The organism is Pseudoalteromonas sp. RW-H-Ap-1, assembly GCF_048318575.1.
Taxonomy (GTDB): domain Bacteria; phylum Pseudomonadota; class Gammaproteobacteria; order Enterobacterales; family Alteromonadaceae; genus Pseudoalteromonas.
On sequence record NZ_CP166996.1, the window covers coordinates 1,046,583 to 1,065,892 of the forward strand.

A 19,310-nucleotide genomic window follows, 5' to 3' on the forward strand; every position below is an offset into this window, starting at 1 on the left:
GAGTCAATTAATTTACACCGAAACATTGCATACTTTGAAGGATTAATATTATGAAAAAATTACAGTCGACTCTTGTACTTATGGCACTTGCTTCTTCATCTGCAGTATTTGCCAGCACAGACTTTGAAACCCTTGATGTAGATGGTAGTGGCACAATTAGCCAAGCTGAAGCATCGGTTGCGGCCGAACTTATGGAGCAGTTTGCAGAGCTGGATGGTGATGGCAATGGTGAACTTTCTAAAGACGAATTTTCAGCATACTAATTTTCTAATTCCCTAAGGATCTCGGAAAAGGATTTCTTACTAACTTTTTTATTAAGCTAAGGATTTATTATGAAAACATTTACTAAAACACTAACTAAAACGCTTGCTTTAATTGCACTTGCTTCGTCTTCTGCCGCTTTTGCTGCGGTTGACTTTGATTCTTTCGATACAGATGGCGACGGCGTTATTAGCCAGTCTGAAGCACAAGCTAATTCGCAACTAGCTAAATTATTTGATGACTTAGATATTGACGGGAATGGCGAATTATCTAAGCAAGAATTTGCCAAAGTTCAGTAACAAATACGCACAATCTTTAACGATACAGATAAAAGCAGCCGAATAATTTCTCGGCTGCTTTTTATTTACTTATCTTCTAAACGTTTGGCTTTAAAATCAGACTCGCTAGTCCACTTAGGCCAATCGCCATTATTGGCAAGTTGACTGGCTATATCTATAACCAGCTCGATATCCTGTTTTGCACCAGCCAATGACCATTTATCTGAATAATCGTCTGCTTCTTTATGGTATTTATGACTGATGTAGTCAGGGTCGGTATCACCTAAGCTCATAAACAGTAAACTTGGCACGCCTTGTTTAGCGAGTGAGAAATGATCTGATCTAAAAAACAATCCATTTTGTGGGCGAGGATCCATTTTTACCACGCGTCCTTGTGCTTTAGCCGCGCTTGCTAAGTAATGCTCCATTTCGGATAAGTTGCTACCGTATTGCAAAATATAATTGGTTTCATCGAGTACATTCATACCATCGATATTTAATAATCCGACCATTTTTTTGGTGGCAATCATGTTCCCATTGGCAAATTCTTCTGAGCCAATTAGACCTGTTTCTTCGGCAGTAAAGTTAGCAAACAGGATTGAGCGCTTAAACGGCTTTTGCTGATGCATTTTGCTCATAATGCGAGCAATTTCAAGCGTTGCTGCAGTGCCTGAAGCATTATCGACTGCGCCATTATAAATTTTAGGTCCACTGTCGGTTTGTTTAGTACCAAAATGATCCCAATGAGCACTAATAATAACGTATTCGTCAGGGGTTTCACTGCCTGTAATTTGTGCAACCACATTATGTGATTTAGCGTGCGACACTTCATTTTTAAATGCAAGGTTCGCCTTTAAGTTCAATTCCTTGGCTTGAAATTGCTTACTCAATGCGTGTTGCTTTAATTGTTGATAATTTAAGTTTGCCGATGCGAATACTTGTTCAGCCGCATTAAGTGTTAACCAGCCCATAACCGGCAGTTCAGATGCATTAAGGTTGTTGTCCATCAAGCTATACTTGGTGCCCGTGTTTGAGCTTTCAACCACGCCCCAAGGGTATGCGGCTGGGGCTGTTTCATGAACAATAAATACCGCTTTTGCACCTTGGCGCGCGGCTTCTTCATATTTATAAGTCCAGCGGCCATAGTAGGTCATGGCATTGCCTGTAAATAGTGTATCGTCTTGGGTGGCAAAGCCCGGATCGTTCACCAGCACAATAACGGTTTTATCAGTTACATCAACATTGGCATAGTCGTTCCAGTTATATTCTGGCGCGTTAATCCCATAACCAACAAATACAATATCGCTATTGCGGACATCAATAATTGGCTGTAACTGCTTTGTACGGGCGGTGAAGTCTTTACCTGCAGTAAAGCTAAGCTCTCCCATAGTTAATTGCATTTTTTGATCTGCAGTTAGCATGGCCATTTTAACTGGCTGTAAATATTTCCCTTGATACGCGCCAGACAACCCCATCGCTTGGTATTGCTCACTTAAATAACCAACGGTTTTAACTTCACCTAAGGTAAGCGGGCCGCGTCCTTCAAAGTCATCTGATGCTAAGGTTTTAATATGTTGCTTAAGATTGTTTAAACTAACGCCTGAGCTGTTTTCAAGAGATGAAGCTGGCGTTGTAGGCTCAGAGCAACCCGTTAGTGCAATAGCTAAAAAAAGTGCAGTGATTTTTATATAAGACATAACTACTTAAAATAATAATTTTTTTCGACTATAACCCCAAGTAACCGTTAAATGCGAATTTTTATCTCTTTTAATCTTATTTTTATGTCGCTTACCTCTTCACCTATTTACCCGTTCATCGCCTTTAGGTAAGTTAACCTGAACTCTGGATAATAAATCTATCTCAAGCAGCTATTTTGAGCGCTAACTGCGTTGAATTTACTTGCAATAGACTAGCTATTGACGCGTAATTTCGCCTTGTTTTCACTGAAAATCTCTGGCTAGAGAAGACAGACATAAATATTACTTTGATTCAATATGTTAGTAAATCTCTTAACCAGAGTTCAGGTTAAGTTAAAAACAATAACAAAAGGGATAAACCAATGAAGCAATTTAATCGTCGAGACTTTTTAAAAGCAGCCAGTGTCGCCGCCGCTGCCGGTGTAGTGAGTGGTTGTGCATCAAGTGGAAGTGCTAATGCAAGCGCACCAAAACAGCAAGGGCGCAGTGTTATTGGTTTAGTCGCGCCCAAAATGGATGTGGTTAGAGTGGGCTTTATTGGTGTGGGTCAGCGCGGTTATGGACATGTAAAGCGCATGAGCCATATTGAAGGTGCGCAAATAGTCGCTATTTGTGACACGCATACTGAGGTGCTAGAGCGAGCTGCCAATTATTTAGTTGATAAAGGGGTAGCTAAGCCGGCGTTATATACTGGCAGTGAGCGGGCTTATCAACAAATGCTTGAACGACAAGACATAGATATAGTCATTATTTCTACTCCTTGGGCATGGCATGCACCTATGGCTATCGATACTATGCACAGCGCAAAACATGCTTTTGTTGAAGTGCCCTTGGCACTGACTGTTGACGAAATGTGGCAGATTGTAGATACCGCCGAACGTACTCAAAAAAATTGCATGATGATGGAAAATGTGAATTACGGTCGCGACGAGTTAATGGTATTAAACATGGTGCGCCAAGGTGTATTTGGGGAGCTGTTACATGGCGAAGCGGCCTATATTCATGAGCTTCGTTGGCAAATGAAAGAGCTTGAGCACAAAACAGGCTCATGGCGAACGCAATGGCATGCAAAACGTGATGGTAACTTATACCCCACTCATGGATTAGGCCCTGTATCGCAATATATGAATATAAATCGTGGCGATAGGTTTTATTTTTTAACTTCAATGAGCTCACCTTCGCTGGGTAGAAGCGCCTATGCACAACGTGAATTTGCAGCGGATCATTCCCGTAATCAGCTTAATTATATTGCCGGTGATATGAACACGACACTAATTAAAACTCTCAAGGGGCGCAGTATTATGGTACAGCACGATACAACAACCCCTCGGCCATACTCTCGACATAACTTAATCCAAGGCACGAATGGAGTGTTTGCCGGTTTCCCTAATCGTATTGCACTTGAAAATGGCGGATCAACAAGCTTTCATGAATGGGATTATGATATGAGCGCATGGTATGAGCAGTACGATCATCCCCTATGGACAAAAATGGGTGAAGAGGCACAGCGCAATGGTGGCCACGGTGGCATGGACTTTTTAATGTTTTGGCGGATGATTTATTGCCTAAGAAATGGCGAACCGCTGGATCAGGACGTTTACGATGGCGCAGCGTGGTCGGTTATTTCACCATTATCAGCCCAGTCTGTGAGTGAGCGTAGCCGCTCAATTGATATTCCTGATTTTACTCGCGGTGCATGGCAAACAGCAAAGCCTTTAGGCATTGTAAGCTAAGGTTTATAGCAGGCATAAAAAAAGAGCACATGCGCTCTTTTTTTATTTAACAGTTTATTACAATAGGGATCAGCTACTTCTTACATCTACTTTTAATTTAAGCTTTTGTCCTGGCTGCAAATATTTTTGCCCAGCAAGGTTATTCCATTTAATAATATCGCTCACTGTTAAATTAAACTTAGACGCTATACGCGCTAAAGAATCGCCTCGGCGCACTTTGTAGGTAATAGTACGATTAGTATTACTCGTCGACTCTTTAGGCTGGCTAGCTGACTTATAAACTACCAACTTTTGATTTAAACGCAGTACTGCATTTTTTTCAGCTTATTCCACTTAGCTAATTCACTCATCGTTACATCGTATTCGCGGCTAATATCCCATAGGGTATCGCCACTCTTTACCGTATGAGAAAGTTTAGTACGTAAACTTTTATTAGCGGCCGCACGTACTTGCTGAGGTAAATGTTCACTGTTAATTTTACCATCAGTGAGTGGCACTAAAATTTGTTGACCCACACGAATTACGTTTGAGTTAAGCTTATTTAATGACTTAATTGCGCTGATACTAGTGGTAAATTTATCTGCAATCACCGACAAGCTATCGCCACGTTTAACCTTATATTGCTGCCAACGAAGACGGTTTTTAATCGCTGTAGCGGTAAGCTTTTCAGTGAATTGTTCTACTTTATCGGTAGGAAGTAATAAAAAGTGTGGGCCATCCGGATCGGTTGCCCAGCGGTTAAATCCTGGATTTAATCGATATAGTTCGGTAAGGGTCATATCGGCCATGTCCGCAGCCAGTGCTAAATCTATTTGTGACTCAATATTAACCACTTCGACTACTTGTGCGTTAATTATTGGCTTCCACGACACTTTAAACTCATCTGCACGTTTTAATAAATCAGCTAAAGCTAATAATTTAGGCACGTAGGCAGTGGTTTCACGAGGTAAATCTAGTGACCAAAAGTCGGTAGGCAAATGCTTTTTACGATTCTTTTTTATCGCACGCAGCAAGCGGCCTTCACCTGAGTTATAGGCGGCAATTGCGTTCAGCCAATCACCTTCAAGGGTTTTGTGTAAGTACGAGAGATAATCAAGTGCAGCGCGAGTAGACTGCACAATATCGCGACGACCATCATACCACCAGTTTTGCTTTAAATCGAAACGCTCACCAGTTGCAGGCATAAATTGCCAAATACCCGATGCAGTTCGATGCGAATAGCCATAAGGGTCGAACGCACTTTCTACAATAGGTAAAAGTGCAATTTCGATAGGCATTTCACGCTTTTCAATTTCTTCAACAATAAAATGTAAATACGGCTCAGCACGTTTAGAAATACGGTCAAGGTATGCCTGATGACGTGCATAATAATTTCGTTCAGCGACCACTGGGCGGTTTTGTGGGATATCAATAGATAATTGGTAACGAATACGCTCCCAAACATCGTCAAACACAGGGGCTTCTTCTTCAATATCATTTACTTGTTGATATTGCGCATTCATCATTAATGCAGTGCTAATATCATTTGGGCTGGCGCCTTCAAGTTGGTTTTGAACTTGATTTTGTGAATCTGTGTTTAATGTTGTCAATGTTTGACAACCGCTTAGCGTCATCGCTAAAACCAATAAAAGAGGAGATTTATTCATAAATACCAATACATAGGGTAAAAAACTCGGCGAATACTACTCATTATGAGCCAACATTGCCACTTGTCATCGTTAAAAATGCAAACAAATATAATTAGAAAATGTTAACTTATTGTTATTTCAAATGTTCAGTTAATTATTTTTGTCACTGGCTTAAAAATTATCTTTGAACATTCTCAGACTAGCAAAGTTTTCCCAAGGTTCATTGTTTTTTGTAACTAAACAATACTCTTTTGGTAGTGACTTTGTAATATTGGGCAAATTACTACGCATAAAAGGGTTAATTTTTAGCTCTTGGCCTATGGTGCTTGGCAAGCTTATTTCATCATTTTTTCGCAATTCATCTACTTGCTGGCTGTAAGCGAGTAATTCGGGATTTCGTGGCTCAACCGCTTTTGCAAAGGTCAAGTTTGCTTGGGTGTATTCGTGGGTGCAATATACTTTGCAATCACTTGGCAGTGCTCGCAACTTATTAAATGAATGCCACATTTGCTCTGGACTACCTTCAAATAAGCGCCCACAACCGCCACTAAACAGGGTGTCGCCAGTAAAGGCCAGTGCATCATTAATATAACAAATATGGTCTAGGGTGTGCCCTGGTGTTGTTATAATTTCAAATGGAATGTTTAAAATGCTAATTGTGTCACCTTCATTTAAAGGTGTTGTTATTCCCTCAAACGGACTATTACTAGGGCCGTAAACGGCGATGTTTGGATACTGTTTTACTAATTGAGCTACACCATCGGTATGATCATAATGATGATGAGTAATTAAAATACCGCCAAGGGTTAAGTTATGCTGTGCTAAATGCTCTATAACTGGCGCTGATTGCCCTGGGTCAACCACCCACGCGTGGTTATTCTGCTCGGCGGTTAAGCACCAAATGTAGTTATCAGAAAAGGCTTTAATTGCTTTGACTTGCACCATGTATTGTTGCTCTATAAAGTGGTATTTAATTAATATTATAACGAGCTTATATAATGAAACCAGCCCTTAGTTTTCAAGAAGGCCCCAAACCGTTGTCATGGCAGCAGTTTCCGCATGGTGATTATTTACGTTGTGATATAGAACGCAAATTGTCGCCGTGGTTACCGCGTATGTTTGGCTATCATATGCTTAAATTAGGTAATTTAAGTGCTGAGCTCGATACAAGTAAAAGCTCCATTAAGCATCAAGTATGCGTTGCAGAGCCTGGCCCATACACGGGGGTAGTGGCCGATATAGACGAACTGCCTTTTTACGAGCACAGTATAGATGCCTGTATTATGAGCCATTGTTTAGAGTATCACTCAGATCCGCATCATATATTACGTGAGGTTCATCGAACCCTTATTCCAGGTGGTTATATTGCCATTACGGGTTTTAATCCGTTTAGCTTTTGTGGGTTAGCGCAATTGTTGCCGTTTAGCCGTCAAAAGTTACCGTGGACAGGGCGATTTTTCACCCCTGCACGGGTTAAAGATTGGCTAAATTTACTTGGGTTTGAAATTGTGGCCGATGAGCGTTTTATATATTCGTCGTTGGCACGCGGTAATCGCTTATCGCGGTTCGCATTTTGGCGCAGCTTTACCAAACAATATTTAAAACCTATGGGCAGTGTGTATATGCTGGTAGCACGAAAACGTGTTGCGCCACTTACGCCAATTAAACCTAAGTGGCATGCTCGTCCACAATTTGCGCCAATAAAAGGGGTAGGGCTTAGGCAAACCTCAAAACAGCATTATCAACAAAATAAAAAATAGCATGATGTAGAGGGTTACGGTTGGTAACCTTCATCATCGAGTAAATTGTTGCCGCTGGCTGCATCACGAGCAAGGTCGTCAACAATTTCGTTATATTTGTGGCCACTGTGGCCTTTTACCCATTTCCAGGTAACGTCGTGCTCGGCACAGGCTTTGTCGAGACGTTTCCATAAATCTACATTCTTAACCGGCTTTTTAGCCGAGGTTTGCCAACCACGTTTTTTCCAATTGGTGATCCAAGACTCAATACCCTGCTTAACATATTGGCTATCGGTAGTTAGGGTTACAGGGCAGGCACGATTAAGAGATTCTAGCGCCACAATGGCTGCCAGCATTTCCATACGGTTGTTGGTTGTAAGCTTATAACCTTGGCTTAATTTTTTTTCATGGGCTTCATAAATCATAAAAATACCATAACCACCGGGGCCTGGATTACCTAAACACGAACCATCGGTGTAAATCTCTACGGTTTTTTGCACTGTTTTACCTTGATATTATGTACAATAAAGTGATTATAGAAAGATACCAGAGTCAGGCTTAATTCGATATGGCACGCAGACAAATAGTTTTAGATACAGAAACCACCGGCATCGACCCTAAACAAGGGCATCGTATCATTGAGATCGGCTGTGTGGAGCTTATGAATCGTCGGTTAACCGGCAATAATTTTCACGTTTACATTAATCCGCAGCGCAGCATTGAAGAAGAAGCAATCGACGTTCACGGTATTACTAATGAATTTTTACGCGATAAACCACTTTATCGTGATATTGCCCAAGAGTTTTTTGACTATATTAAAGGGGCTGAGTTAGTTATTCATAATGCGCCGTTCGATATTGGCCATATGGATAATGAATTTGCGTTATTAAACCAAGGCTATCAAAACACCCATAGTTTTTGTGGCGTGCTTGATACCCTTAAAATGGCGCGTGACTTGCATCCAGGACAAAAGAACAACCTTGATGCACTTTGTCGCCGCTATGATGTTGATAACACTAAGCGTACGTTACACGGCGCCTTACTGGATTCTGAAATTTTAGCCGATGTTTACCTGGCAATGACCGGTGGACAAGTAAAGCTAAACCTAAATCAAAACAAAGATGACTCAAGTGAAGATCAAAAAGGCGGTATTAGACGCCTAAGTAGCGACAGGGCGCCTTTGGTAGTTATAGCAGCTAGCGATGCAGAGCAAAGCGCACATCAAACGCGTTTAGACATTGTACAAAAGGAGTGCGGCCATTGTTTATGGCGCGCTGAATAGGGCATTATTATGAAAACGCTATTAGTAGTTTCACTGCTTTTAATTGCCGTGTGTTTCCCCCACGATGCGCACAGCGTAAAGCAAGTTGAAGAGTTAAAAGGCAGCGGTAAACAAAATGAAATCCCGTTACTGGATAACCGTTTTCGTGTTGATGACAAAATTGATGAAATAAAATTAATATTTTTTAGACGCCCAGGATCGCCTGCCGTAATTTTAGTAAGGCCCGATGGCGCTAAATATTTCGCTACCAATGCGGTGAGAAACACTAGTCTTGATTGGTACGACGAATTAAATTATGACTTAGTAGTTATTCGCAATCCTATGCCCGGACCGTGGCAAGTTATCGGCCAAGTAATGCCAGAAAGCCGCATTGTTGTTATTGGTGAGCTATCGCTAAAAGTAGAGCCATTGCCTAAAATTCTGTTTCAGGGTGAAACTGTAAAAGTAACCGGTGAGATTTTAAATGATGGTGAGCCGATTCGCGCCAATCTATTTAAAGATGCGGTCTCGCTTAATGTAAGCTTTGTGAGCACCAATAATGAAAATTTTGAAAACTTTGGTGCAGGCATACAGCAAGTAACTGAATTCAAAGATGATGGTTACGGGTTTGATGAAAGTGCCAAAGACGGTGTGTTTACCGGTGAATTTACCTTAAATTTCACACCCGGCGAGTGGCGTCCTGAGCTTTATATTACCACCGACGTATTAGAGAGACGAGTGGTTCAAGATACTATTGTTGTGCATGAGCCGCCTTTTAGCTTCACCTCCATTGAAGCAACTGAGGAGGGGGAAGATCACCGTATTACGATCAATATTGATGATAAGCTTTTAAAACCTGAAACGGTGATCATGCAAGGTAAAATTTATTACCCCAATGGTGAAGAACAGATATTTTACTTAGATAGCAACAGCACCACAGCAAGAGAGCTGGCTTTACAAGATTATGGTTGGGGACGCTACAACATTGAAATCTCTGTTTTTGGCTCAACAATCAATGACCGAGAGTTTATGGCTACATTGCCAACCTATCTATTTGAGATAGAAAGACCGATAGAAGTGATTCCAGAAATTCCAGTTGCCAGTGTTACCGAGCCAGAAAATATTCCTGTGCCAGTTGTAAAACCAAAAGTAATGGCGACGGGATTAATGGTTAGTTTAATTGTTGGTGGAAATTTAGCCATTTTATTTATAGGTTGGCTGTGTATTCGTGTTTTTGTGCAGAACAAATCATTAAAATTTAAATTGAATTTAACTTTTTTAAAGAAAAAGAAAGCTGTTGAGTCCAAAAAAGCCGAGCAGAAAAAATCAGAGGCTCCAGAAAGTAGCTCAAAAAATGATAAATCAGCTGAAATTTTAAACCTTTCGATGTCAGATGACTAAAAAACCTGTAAAAAAACAAAAAAGCCCTTGACGAAGCAGGGGCTGGTTCGTATTATTCACGCCGCTGTCAGGGGAGACTCAGACAACAACGAAAATGCGGAGTGGTAGTTCAGTTGGTTAGAATACCGGCCTGTCACGCCGGGGGTCGCGGGTTCGAGTCCCGTCCACTCCGCCAATTTTCGACAATTTGTAAGTATGCGCTGGAGTGGTAGTTCAGTTGGTTAGAATACCGGCCTGTCACGCCGGGGGTCGCGGGTTCGAGTCCCGTCCACTCCGCCAACACTTACACAACATATGGTTGTAAAACATATTCTTATTATGGAGTGGTAGTTCAGTTGGTTAGAATACCGGCCTGTCACGCCGGGGGTCGCGGGTTCGAGTCCCGTCCACTCCGCCAATAAGAAAAAATAACAGTTTAAATACGCGCTGGAGTGGTAGTTCAGTTGGTTAGAATACCGGCCTGTCACGCCGGGGGTCGCGGGTTCGAGTCCCGTCCACTCCGCCAACTATTTAAACAACGTTATATTACAAAATTTGTATGCTGGAGTGGTAGTTCAGTTGGTTAGAATACCGGCCTGTCACGCCGGGGGTCGCGGGTTCGAGTCCCGTCCACTCCGCCAACAAATTAAGTAATGACAAGTAAAAGATATCTCTGCGGAGTGGTAGTTCAGTTGGTTAGAATACCGGCCTGTCACGCCGGGGGTCGCGGGTTCGAGTCCCGTCCACTCCGCCATTTGATATCGTAACAAAATTAGTAAGTGCATCACCCCATGCACATACCACTGCGGAGTGGTAGTTCAGTTGGTTAGAATACCGGCCTGTCACGCCGGGGGTCGCGGGTTCGAGTCCCGTCCACTCCGCCACTTGTTATTTCCTCAATAACAATTTAAAAAATACTTTCCTAATTAATAACAGTTAATATATTATTCTATCAGCTATCAGCTATCAGCTATCAGCTATCAGCTATCAGCTATCAGCTATCAGCTATCAGCTATCAGCTATCAGCTATCAGCTATCAGCTATCAGCTATCAGCTATCAGTCACAATTAACAAGTCAGCCTTGATAGGCTTGAGTTAAAAAACACCTAGTTTAATTTTTAGTTTAGTTCAAAGCTTTACGTGTTATCAAAATTCAAATTATCTTTTAAAACAGTTTTTATTGTCCTGAGGCTAAGTCATAACGCCGCAGATGTAAAAAGCTTATCTTTATAGTGAACTATTAGGGTGAATCGCTGTTGATGATACAAGCGGTTTCAGAGCTTCTGATGCTGTTTCAACTTGCTATAAAAGGTTTGTCGCTATTAGAAAATGACGCTACTTTATCGTTATTGTTTTTTTAAGCTGTTGGGGTGGGTTTTGTTTATTATAAAAGTTTATTTATAATATAAAGCTGATTTAAAAAGGATATTTTATGATTGAAGTGATTGGCTTAAATAAGCAGTTTGCCGCCAACGTTGTCTACCATGATTACAATAAGGTGTTTAGCAGCCAAAAAGTGTGTATTGATGCACCTAACGGCCAAGGCAAAACCACGTTACTTATGATGCTAGCGGGGCTTGAAAAGCCGCAAAGTGGTACATTTTTATTTGCAGGGGAAACACTTAAAGAACTAGATAAACAGGTCGCTATTGCTACTGATCGTATTGCTTTACCAGATTTTTTAACTGCCAATCAAATTATACATTTATCTGTTAGTACACTCGGTTGCCCATGGCCTAATGCAATTGTTAGTGGTTTTAATTTTGGCGAATTTCTTAATACGCGTTTTGATGCATTATCCTCAGGCAATCAAAAAAAGTGCCAATTAATTTTAGCATTAATGCGCAAGGCACCTTATCTATTACTTGATGAGCCGAGTGCAGCCCTTGATCAGGCAAGCATACAATATCTTCTTTCCTTACTTGACGCTTACTTAGCAGATAAACCAAACGGGCAAGTTATTATTACTTGTCACGAACCTACTGTGTTTGTTGAACATGGCTTTGAGCGCATATCGTTATGAATATTGCACCAAGTAAACACCCATTAGCTCAATATAGAGTGTTTATGGGTTACCGGTATTTAGCTTATAACCAAGAACTTAAGCAATTATTATTACAACTGAAAAGTTTTGGGCTGTTATTTTTAGTGGTGTTAGGCTCATCGATGTTGGGTTTGATATTGCTACTTTTTTTAGGTCTCGGAAAAATTATAGACAGCAGCGCAGCACCACAATACGGTGCACAAATGGCCTTATTTTATTTGTTATTACAAAGTGTGATGCTCAGCGCAATGAAGTCAGCAATTAAAAATAGTCAGCAGCGGCTATTCCAGCAAACTATTGCGCGATCAGTGTGGTTATATTTAGTTGATATTAAATTATTAACGCTAAGTAATGCTTGGTTAATAGCCAGTGTATTAATTGCGCTAGATTTAACGCTATCACAATGGGTTAAAGTACCGCACTTTGTTGTATTTATGTTGTTGCAATTTAGCTTGGGCGTTTTGTGCTTATACAAACCCAGCGCACTGATATATGGCTTTATATTTAGCACGATATTAGTGTGTGTTCCTATTTATATGCAACCGCTCACCTATCATATAGGCTTTGCTTTACTGTTTACGCTGAGTCTTTTTGTCCCCGTGGTTAATGTTAACGGGCGAATTGCAGTAAGTTCAATATTTGGTTTTTGGTTTTGTTATTTACTAAACCATAGCTGGGTACTTGTTTGGCGCGTGTCGCTACTTTTATGTGTATTTATGGCATCAGCGGCACTAATAAACGAACGTGCTGATTTGGTATCTATACTCGTAGTGTTGACCATGGCTTTTATTGTGCTTTTTAGTAGCTCTTTGCAATTTGATTGCGGTAAAGTTCACGAGCAGTATCGATTGTTTTTTAAAACATGCCAGCGAGAACGTGCCTTTTATATTAGCCAGTTTTTACCTAGCCTATTGCTGTTTTTAGTAGCAACGATAAGTTATAGCGTTATTTTTGATCACATTCATATTGCATTATTTTTTATTGGTAATATGTGGTGTGTAATACAGGTTTACTTTGCGCAAAAAAAACCAGCGCATTATGCGCTGGTTTGGATGGTTATAACAGGTGTGTTGCTTAGCTTTTATTAGTAATGCTAAGCAGCATCTGCCTTTTTAGATTTCGCTTTGCTATTACGCGCTGCTTTGCCTGCAAGTAAATCTGCAGGGTCAAAATCATCAACGTTAATCACATCTAAACGATCTTTTTCTACTGCAGCGAGCTTATCGGCTTCTGCTTGGCTTAAAATGCCTGCATCTAAGCCCATTTGCGCCACTTTATCAAGCTGGAAGAATGGCAGTTTTACGCCTTTTTCTTTACATACACGCTCAAACAATGGCTCTACTTCTAGAACGTCTTTAAGCGTTTGCTCTTGACGGCCTACAAGGTTAAGTGGTTCGTTTGTAAGGTATACATAGCTTGCTAAACGATTACGTGTTTCGCTAGGAACTTGCAATAACTGCGCTAGTTTGTGTTCAAGTTTGTCGGTAGGTTTACGAACCGGACGACCAAACGGGAACAACAATACTTTTAAAACACCACGTAGTGGAGCCGACGGCATATTATTGATTAAATCAGCAAGTGCACGTTGACAGTGGTAAAGGTGATCCTGACAGCTCCATTGAACTAGTGCAAAATCTTCTTTCTTACGGCCTTCGTCGTTGTAACGTTTTAGCGTTGCAGATACTAAGTAAAGGTAACTTAACAAGTCGCCTAAACGGGCTGAGATACGTTCTTTACGTTTAAGTGAACCACCAAATACTGCCATGCTAATATCTGACATAAGTGCAAGTGATGCACTAAAGCGAGACGCAATACGATAAAACTCAGCAGTTTCATCTTTATACGGTACGCTAGTAAAGCGAGCGCCAGTAAGTGCAAGCCATTTAGTACGTACTAAGTTAGACATGGTAAAGCCAATGTGACCCATTAGCGCTTTATCAAATACGTTAAGCGCTTCTTCGCGATCTTCAATTTCACACGCACCTAGCTCGGTAAGTACAAATGGATGACAACGAATTGCACCTTGACCATAAATAATCATATTACGGGTCAAGATGTTTGCACCTTCAACGGTAATGGCAATAGGTGCACCTTGATAGCCACGACCCAAGTAGTTATTTGGCCCAAGCATGATCCCTTTACCGCCTAGCACGTCCATTGCATGAATGGTTGAATCGCGCATTTGCTCGGTAAGGTGGTACTTAATAATCGCCGACACAACTGATGGCTTCTCGCCTAAATCAACCGCACCTGTTGACATACTAACAGCAGCGTCTGAGCTGTAAGCATAACCAGCAAGTTTAGCCATTGATTCTTCAACCCCTTCCATTTTACCAATAGGTAAGCGGAATTGACGACGAATACGGCTATAAGCACCTGTTGCTACTGCAATCATTTTAATGCCACCGGCTGAATTTGACGGCAACGTAATTGCACGACCAACCGATAAACATTCAACTAGCATACGCCAGCCTTGACCAGCCATTTCTGGACCGCCAATAATGTAATCTAGTGGAACGAAAATATCTTTACCGCGAGTAGGGCCATTTTGGAACGGCACATTAAGCGGGAAGTGACGACGACCAATTTCAACCCCAGGGGTATCTGTTGGGATAAGTGCGCAAGTAATACCTGGCTCTTTAACGTCGCTTAATAATCCATCTGGATCTTGTAATTTAAATGCTAGACCAAGAACCGTAGCTACAGGCGCAAGCGTTATGTAACGTTTGTTCCATGTAAGGCTTACACCCACTACTTCTTCGCCATTCCATTGCCCTTTACACACTACACCGTAGTCTGGAATTGAGCTTGCATCAGAACCCGCCTCTGGCGAGGTAAGTGCAAAACATGGAATTTCTTGACCGCTTGCTAAACGCGGTAAGTAATGATTTTTTTGATCCTCTGTACCATAGTGCTGTAATAACTCACCTGGGCCTAACGAGTTAGGTACACCAACAATTGACGAAAGCAATGTTGATTTACTGGTTAGTTTTTGCAGTACACACGATTGTGCAAATGCAGAGAATTCTAAGCCGCCGTATTCCTTTTTAATGATCATGGCAAAGAATTTATTATCTTTTAGATATTGCCATACATCCTGAGGTAGATCGGTAAGCTCATGCGTAGCTTCCCAATCGTCCAGCATGCTACACACTACTTCAACAGGGCCATCGATAAATGCCTGCTCTTCAATAGTGAGTTTTGGAACCGGGTATTGGTGAAGCTTCTTCCAATCTGGATTGCCACAAAATAAATCAGCTTCCCACCACGTAGTACCCGCATCGATCGCTGACTTTTCGGTGTCAGACATGCTAGGTGTTACTTTTTTAAAGATAGTGAAAATAGGCTTGATAATGTATTGCTGGCGAATACCAGTAACAGAAAGAGGCACTGCGATGATTAAAAAGATCACCCAGCTAATTAAACCAAAAGCACCGGCAAAGGTACCAATTAATAATGTTGCGGCAGAAACACCAAGTGCTGTGTTCCAACTTGCTCTGTGGTAAAGCGCAATGCTGAGCAGTGCGATTAAACCGAGTGTAAATATGAGTGTCATTGCTAATTCCTTAATAGAGGTCAGACCACCTCGTTTAGAGTAGCGCTAGTAACGCTAAGTTTCAAGTACATTACTTAGATTAAAGTGTAGTTATCGGTACGATTATTACAATGCGTTGTATGTTATACGAACAGTTTGGCAGTAATCGTTTATTTTGGCTTATTATAAAAAATATAAGCGTGAAAAAATCAATTAATCTAGTAGTAATATAAGTTTAATTAAGTAAATATACTTATGATGTTCAGTGTACGCTTATTAAAAATAGAACGATATTCTATGTTTAGCTTTTTAAAGGTTTATTTATTTTATGTGTGAATTACTTGGCATGTCAGCCAATGTGCCAACGGATATTTGTTTTAGTTTTTCAGGGTTGTTGGAGCGTGGTGGAAATACGGGACCGCACAAAGACGGCTGGGGCATTACTTTTTATGAAGGTAAAGGCTGCAGAACCTTTAAAGATCCAGAGCCCAGTTACCAGTCAGAAATAGCAAAGCTGGTAAAAGCGTACCCAATTAAAAGTGTATCTGTGATTAGTCATATTCGCCAAGGAAACCGTGGTCGGGTGTGTCTTGAAAATACCCACCCGTTTACCCGAGAGTTGTGGGGGCGCGAAATAACCTATGCTCATAATGGGCAGCTTTCAAATTATCACGATTTAAAAACAGAGTACTATCGACCTGTGGGAAACACCGACAGTGAACTCGCTTTTTGTTGGTTACTTGACAAAATTCGCGAAAAATACCCAAAGCGTCCAAGTAATATGGCATCGGTTTTCAGATACGCCGCCAAACTTTCGCATACACTACGTGAAAAGGGCGTATTTAATATGCTATTGACCGATGGTGTATTTGTTTTAGCGTATTGCACTAATAACTTACATTATATAACGCGCCGTGCGCCATTTGGTAAAGCAACTCTGATTGATGCGGACATGGTTGTCGACTTTCAACAAGAAACTACGCCAAACGATGTAGTGACGGTTATAGCAACAAGGCCATTAACTAATGATGAGCGCTGGCAAAAAATGCAGCCAGGAGAGTTTGCGTTATTTAAAATGGGTGAATTAATGTAGCTTGGGTAGCTAGAGTGAAACGAAACTCGACTCAAAGTTTCAAATTGATAAAGTGTATAAGTGTTAAAAATGAAAAACCCAAGTTATGTTTGTCACACTTGGGCCTTTCATTTGCACCTTGTAAGCAATTTACTCTGGTGTTATTTCGTTTTTCACTTCTGCAGGTAAAGCAGGTGGGTTGATCACGGTAAACGATTTCATTTGCACTTCAAACTGCTCCACACCTTTTTCACCCTTCCACATGCGCACTAGCATGTAATCCATTTCTGGGGCAAACCAGGCTAAAGCTTGGCGTTTATCGTTATCATATAAGCGTTTAACTTTCACTGCTTCTACATTACCTATAGGCAGAGAAATCATTTCGGTTTCTACCACTTCAAAGTCGTAGTCACGGCAATTACCCTTTTTATCAACCAACGGAAACGAGAAGTTGGTTTTGCCTTTTTTAAGACCCTCACGAACTTGTACTTGATAAGAAATGCCATCTTGGAAGTTATCATGCCATTGGCATTTTAACGGGTAATCGCTGGTGTTACTGGTAACCGTTTTGGTTTGACGGTCAAAGTTAATTTTATACTTTTTGTCAGGCCCAGTGCCTGTGCGGATCATAGCGTACTGAATTGGCTCTACGTTATCATTTATAAAGCTAAAGGTTGATGATTCTTGACGTGAGTCAGAGAAAATCATCCATTCAATATCACTGTGGTAAGTGACTTGGTAGTTATTATTATCGAGCTTTTTTAGTTCACGCTCGGCTTTGCCGTGATTAGTGCCTTTGCGCAAAATGTCATAACTAGCTTGATATTGGGTTAACTCGCCTGCAATCAGGCTGGTAGGAAGTAATAAAGTGCCCGCACATAGTAGCCAAGCACTTAATTTTTTATTTTGGGTAGTGCGCGCCGTGTGCAGGAAGTTGTTTTTCGTCAAGAACTGCATAATCTGCTTCCATCGTAAGTCGTTGTTCACTGAACCACTTGACCACCAAAGGATAAATTATGTGCTCTTGCGCATGCACACGTTTAGCGAGCGTGTCTGCTGTATCATCTGCTAATACAGGCACTTTAGCTTGAAGAATAACCGGTCCGCCGTCTAATTCTTCAGTTACAAAGTGAACACTAACGCCGTGAACGTCGTCTTTTGCATCAATTGCTCTTTGGTGGGTATTCAGCCCCTGGTACTTAGGCAACAAAGATGGATGAATGTTCAACATTTTTCCAACATATTTTTGCACTAAGCTAGGAGTTAGAATACGCATAAACCCAGCTAATACAACTAGATTTGGTTCAAAAGAGTCAATTATATGCATTAACTGGGCATCGTATGCTTCGCGGGAGTCAAACTCTTTATGGCTCAGTACTTGCGTTGCAATGCCTGCATTTTTTGCACGCTCTAACCCATATGCGTCTGCTTTATTACTAATAACAGCCGCAATATGAGCGTTTATCTCGCCGCTTTCACAGGCATCAATAATGGCTTGTAAATTTGAGCCACTGCCTGAGATCAAAACTACTAGACGAGTGGGTGCCATTACGCAGCACCACCTACAATTTCAACTTGCTCTTCACCCGCAACCGCATCTTGAATCTCACCAAGGTGCCATGCGTTTTCGCCAAGATCTTTTAAAATGTTTAAACTGTTATCAAGTTGATCAGCAGGTACTACTAACACCATACCTACGCCACAGTTAAATGTGCGGTACATTTCGTGTGTGGTAATGTTGCCATTTTCTTGTAACCAACTGAACACGGTAGGCCACTGCCAGCTATCACCTTTAACAACTGCTTTAGCAGATTCAGGTAATACGCGAGGAATGTTTTCCCAAAAGCCGCCACCAGTAATATGCGAAAGAGCATGCACATCTACTTGCTTGAACAACTCAAGTAATGGCTTAACGTAAATGCGCGTTGGTTCTAAAAGGTGTTCACCTAAGGTTTTTCCATCAATCACTTGATTAGTATCAGCGTTAGACACTTCTAAAACTTTACGAATTAGTGAGAAACCGTTTGAGTGAGGGCCACTAGAAGCAAGCGCTATTAGCTGATCGCCTGCGGCTACTTTCGTACCATCAATAATTTTAGATTTTTCTACTACACCGGTACAAAAGCCTGCCATGTCGTAGTCTTCACCATCATACATACCTGGCATTTCAGCTGTTTCGCCACCAATAAGGGCACAACCTGAAATTTCACAACCTTTACCAATACCGGTTACTACGTCAGCTGCTGTGTCTACATCTAGCTTACCCGTTGCATAGTAATCTAGAAAAAACAGGGGTTCAGCGCCTTGTACTATTAAATCATTTACACACATCGCAACTAAGTCGATACCTACGGTATCGTGTTTTTTAAGGTCAATTGCTAAACGCAACTTAGTACCAACACCATCGGTGCCTGCTACAAGTACGGGTTGCTTATAACCTTCAGGAATTTCGCAAAGTGCGCCAAAACCACCAATTCCGCCCATCACTTCAGGACGACGAGTTTTTTTAACTACGCCTTTAATACGCTCAACAAGTGCATTACCAGCGTCGATATCTACGCCCGCGTCTTTATAGCTTAGAGACTGTTTTTGTTCGCTCACAGGTTTTCCTCAAAATAGTTGTTTTGATGCTTACTTAGAAACGCGCGTATTTTACAACAATTGCAAGGGCGCGGCTAGTTG

At 41.2% G+C, this 19,310-nt stretch carries 16 protein-coding genes, 7 tRNA genes and 1 pseudogene; 16 read left to right on the forward strand and 8 right to left on the reverse strand.

Annotated features, from left to right (window positions below):
- Positions 1–50 precede the first annotated feature (50 nt).
- On the forward strand, positions 51–263 hold the full coding sequence (locus AB8618_RS04885) for a calmodulin (protein WP_008114577.1): 213 nt from the start codon (positions 51–53) through the stop codon (positions 261–263).
- Between the two features lie 69 nt (positions 264–332).
- On the forward strand, positions 333–560 hold the full coding sequence (locus tag AB8618_RS04890) for a calmodulin (RefSeq protein ID WP_409425056.1): 228 nt from the start codon (positions 333–335) through the stop codon (positions 558–560).
- A gap of 65 nt (positions 561–625) precedes the next feature.
- On the opposite strand, the gene AB8618_RS04895 is transcribed toward AB8618_RS04890, so the two are convergent.
- Positions 626–2,236: a M28 family metallopeptidase gene (locus AB8618_RS04895; RefSeq protein WP_413401557.1), complete on the reverse strand. Its 1,611-nt coding sequence runs from the start codon at positions 2,234–2,236 to the stop codon at positions 626–628.
- Positions 2,237–2,598: 362 nt separating this feature from the next.
- Here AB8618_RS04895 and AB8618_RS04900 point away from each other — a divergent pair, with 362 nt between their 5' ends.
- Positions 2,599–3,969: a Gfo/Idh/MocA family protein gene (locus tag AB8618_RS04900; protein ID WP_409425058.1), complete on the forward strand. Its 1,371-nt coding sequence runs from the start codon at positions 2,599–2,601 to the stop codon at positions 3,967–3,969.
- Positions 3,970–4,038: 69 nt separating this feature from the next.
- Here the strand turns inward: AB8618_RS04900 and AB8618_RS04905 are convergent.
- Together AB8618_RS04905 and gloB are read right to left on the reverse strand one after the other, a co-directional pair.
- Positions 4,039–5,615: pseudogene (locus AB8618_RS04905) on the reverse strand (LysM peptidoglycan-binding domain-containing protein).
- A 153-nt stretch (positions 5,616–5,768) separates the two neighbouring features.
- A complete protein-coding gene (gloB, locus tag AB8618_RS04910) occupies positions 5,769–6,542 on the reverse strand; it encodes a hydroxyacylglutathione hydrolase (RefSeq protein ID WP_413401561.1) in 774 nt (257 codons plus the stop codon).
- 53 nt (positions 6,543–6,595) lie between these two features.
- On the opposite strand from gloB, the gene AB8618_RS04915 reads away from it, so the two are divergent.
- On the forward strand, positions 6,596–7,357 hold the full coding sequence (locus tag AB8618_RS04915) for a class I SAM-dependent methyltransferase (RefSeq protein ID WP_413401563.1): 762 nt from the start codon (positions 6,596–6,598) through the stop codon (positions 7,355–7,357).
- Positions 7,358–7,371: 14 nt separating this feature from the next.
- Here the strand turns inward: AB8618_RS04915 and rnhA are convergent, their stop codons facing one another.
- A complete protein-coding gene (gene rnhA, locus AB8618_RS04920; protein WP_054202172.1) occupies positions 7,372–7,836 on the reverse strand; it encodes a ribonuclease HI in 465 nt (154 codons plus the stop codon).
- Positions 7,837–7,904: 68 nt separating this feature from the next.
- On the opposite strand from rnhA, the gene dnaQ reads away from it, so the two are divergent.
- From dnaQ to AB8618_RS04975, 11 genes are all read left to right on the forward strand, one after another.
- Positions 7,905–8,618, forward strand: a complete 714-nt coding sequence (gene dnaQ / locus AB8618_RS04925; RefSeq protein WP_413401565.1) for a DNA polymerase III subunit epsilon — start codon at positions 7,905–7,907, stop codon at positions 8,616–8,618.
- 9 nt (positions 8,619–8,627) lie between these two features.
- On the forward strand, positions 8,628–9,998 hold the full coding sequence (locus tag AB8618_RS04930; RefSeq protein WP_413401567.1) for a TIGR03503 family protein: 1,371 nt from the start codon (positions 8,628–8,630) through the stop codon (positions 9,996–9,998).
- Between the two features lie 98 nt (positions 9,999–10,096).
- Positions 10,097–10,173: transfer RNA gene (locus AB8618_RS04935), tRNA-Asp, on the forward strand.
- A gap of 27 nt (positions 10,174–10,200) precedes the next feature.
- Positions 10,201–10,277 (forward strand) — tRNA-Asp (locus AB8618_RS04940).
- Between the two features lie 41 nt (positions 10,278–10,318).
- A tRNA-Asp gene (locus tag AB8618_RS04945) sits at positions 10,319–10,395 on the forward strand.
- A gap of 31 nt (positions 10,396–10,426) precedes the next feature.
- A tRNA-Asp gene (locus tag AB8618_RS04950) sits at positions 10,427–10,503 on the forward strand.
- A gap of 38 nt (positions 10,504–10,541) precedes the next feature.
- A tRNA-Asp gene (locus AB8618_RS04955) sits at positions 10,542–10,618 on the forward strand.
- Positions 10,619–10,654: 36 nt separating this feature from the next.
- A tRNA-Asp gene (locus AB8618_RS04960) sits at positions 10,655–10,731 on the forward strand.
- 53 nt (positions 10,732–10,784) lie between these two features.
- Positions 10,785–10,861 (forward strand) — tRNA-Asp (locus AB8618_RS04965).
- 548 nt (positions 10,862–11,409) lie between these two features.
- Positions 11,410–12,000, forward strand: coding sequence for an ABC transporter ATP-binding protein (locus AB8618_RS04970; protein WP_409425064.1), 591 nt, complete (start codon positions 11,410–11,412; stop codon positions 11,998–12,000).
- Complete coding sequence (locus AB8618_RS04975; RefSeq protein ID WP_409425065.1) at positions 11,997–13,109, forward strand: DUF6136 family protein; 1,113 nt, start codon at positions 11,997–11,999, stop codon at positions 13,107–13,109. The genes AB8618_RS04970 and AB8618_RS04975 overlap by 4 nt, the downstream gene beginning before the upstream one ends.
- 5 nt (positions 13,110–13,114) lie before the next feature.
- On the opposite strand, the gene fadE is transcribed toward AB8618_RS04975, so the two are convergent.
- The gene (fadE, locus tag AB8618_RS04980) at positions 13,115–15,577 is read right to left on the reverse strand and encodes an acyl-CoA dehydrogenase FadE (RefSeq protein ID WP_413401570.1); all 2,463 of its coding nucleotides are present in this window, start codon (positions 15,575–15,577) and stop codon (positions 13,115–13,117) included.
- A 307-nt stretch (positions 15,578–15,884) separates the two neighbouring features.
- On the opposite strand from fadE, the gene AB8618_RS04985 reads away from it, so the two are divergent.
- Positions 15,885–16,649 (forward strand): class II glutamine amidotransferase, encoded by a 765-nt coding sequence (locus AB8618_RS04985; protein ID WP_350607519.1) that lies wholly within the window; start codon positions 15,885–15,887, stop codon positions 16,647–16,649.
- 129 nt (positions 16,650–16,778) lie between these two features.
- On the opposite strand, the gene AB8618_RS04990 is transcribed toward AB8618_RS04985, so the two are convergent.
- The 3 genes from AB8618_RS04990 to purM are packed head-to-tail and all read right to left on the reverse strand — an operon-like array spanning position 16,779 to position 19,229.
- Positions 16,779–17,576, reverse strand: a complete 798-nt coding sequence (locus AB8618_RS04990; RefSeq protein WP_413402828.1) for a DUF3108 domain-containing protein — start codon at positions 17,574–17,576, stop codon at positions 16,779–16,781.
- Entirely contained in the window at positions 17,530–18,177 is a 648-nt protein-coding gene (gene purN / locus AB8618_RS04995) for a phosphoribosylglycinamide formyltransferase (protein ID WP_008111647.1), read from the reverse strand. Before purN ends, AB8618_RS04990 begins: the two co-directional genes overlap by 47 nt.
- The gene (gene purM, locus AB8618_RS05000; RefSeq protein WP_054202176.1) at positions 18,177–19,229 is read right to left on the reverse strand and encodes a phosphoribosylformylglycinamidine cyclo-ligase; all 1,053 of its coding nucleotides are present in this window, start codon (positions 19,227–19,229) and stop codon (positions 18,177–18,179) included. The genes purN and purM overlap by 1 nt, the downstream gene beginning before the upstream one ends.
- Between the last annotated feature and the right edge of the window lie 81 nt (positions 19,230–19,310).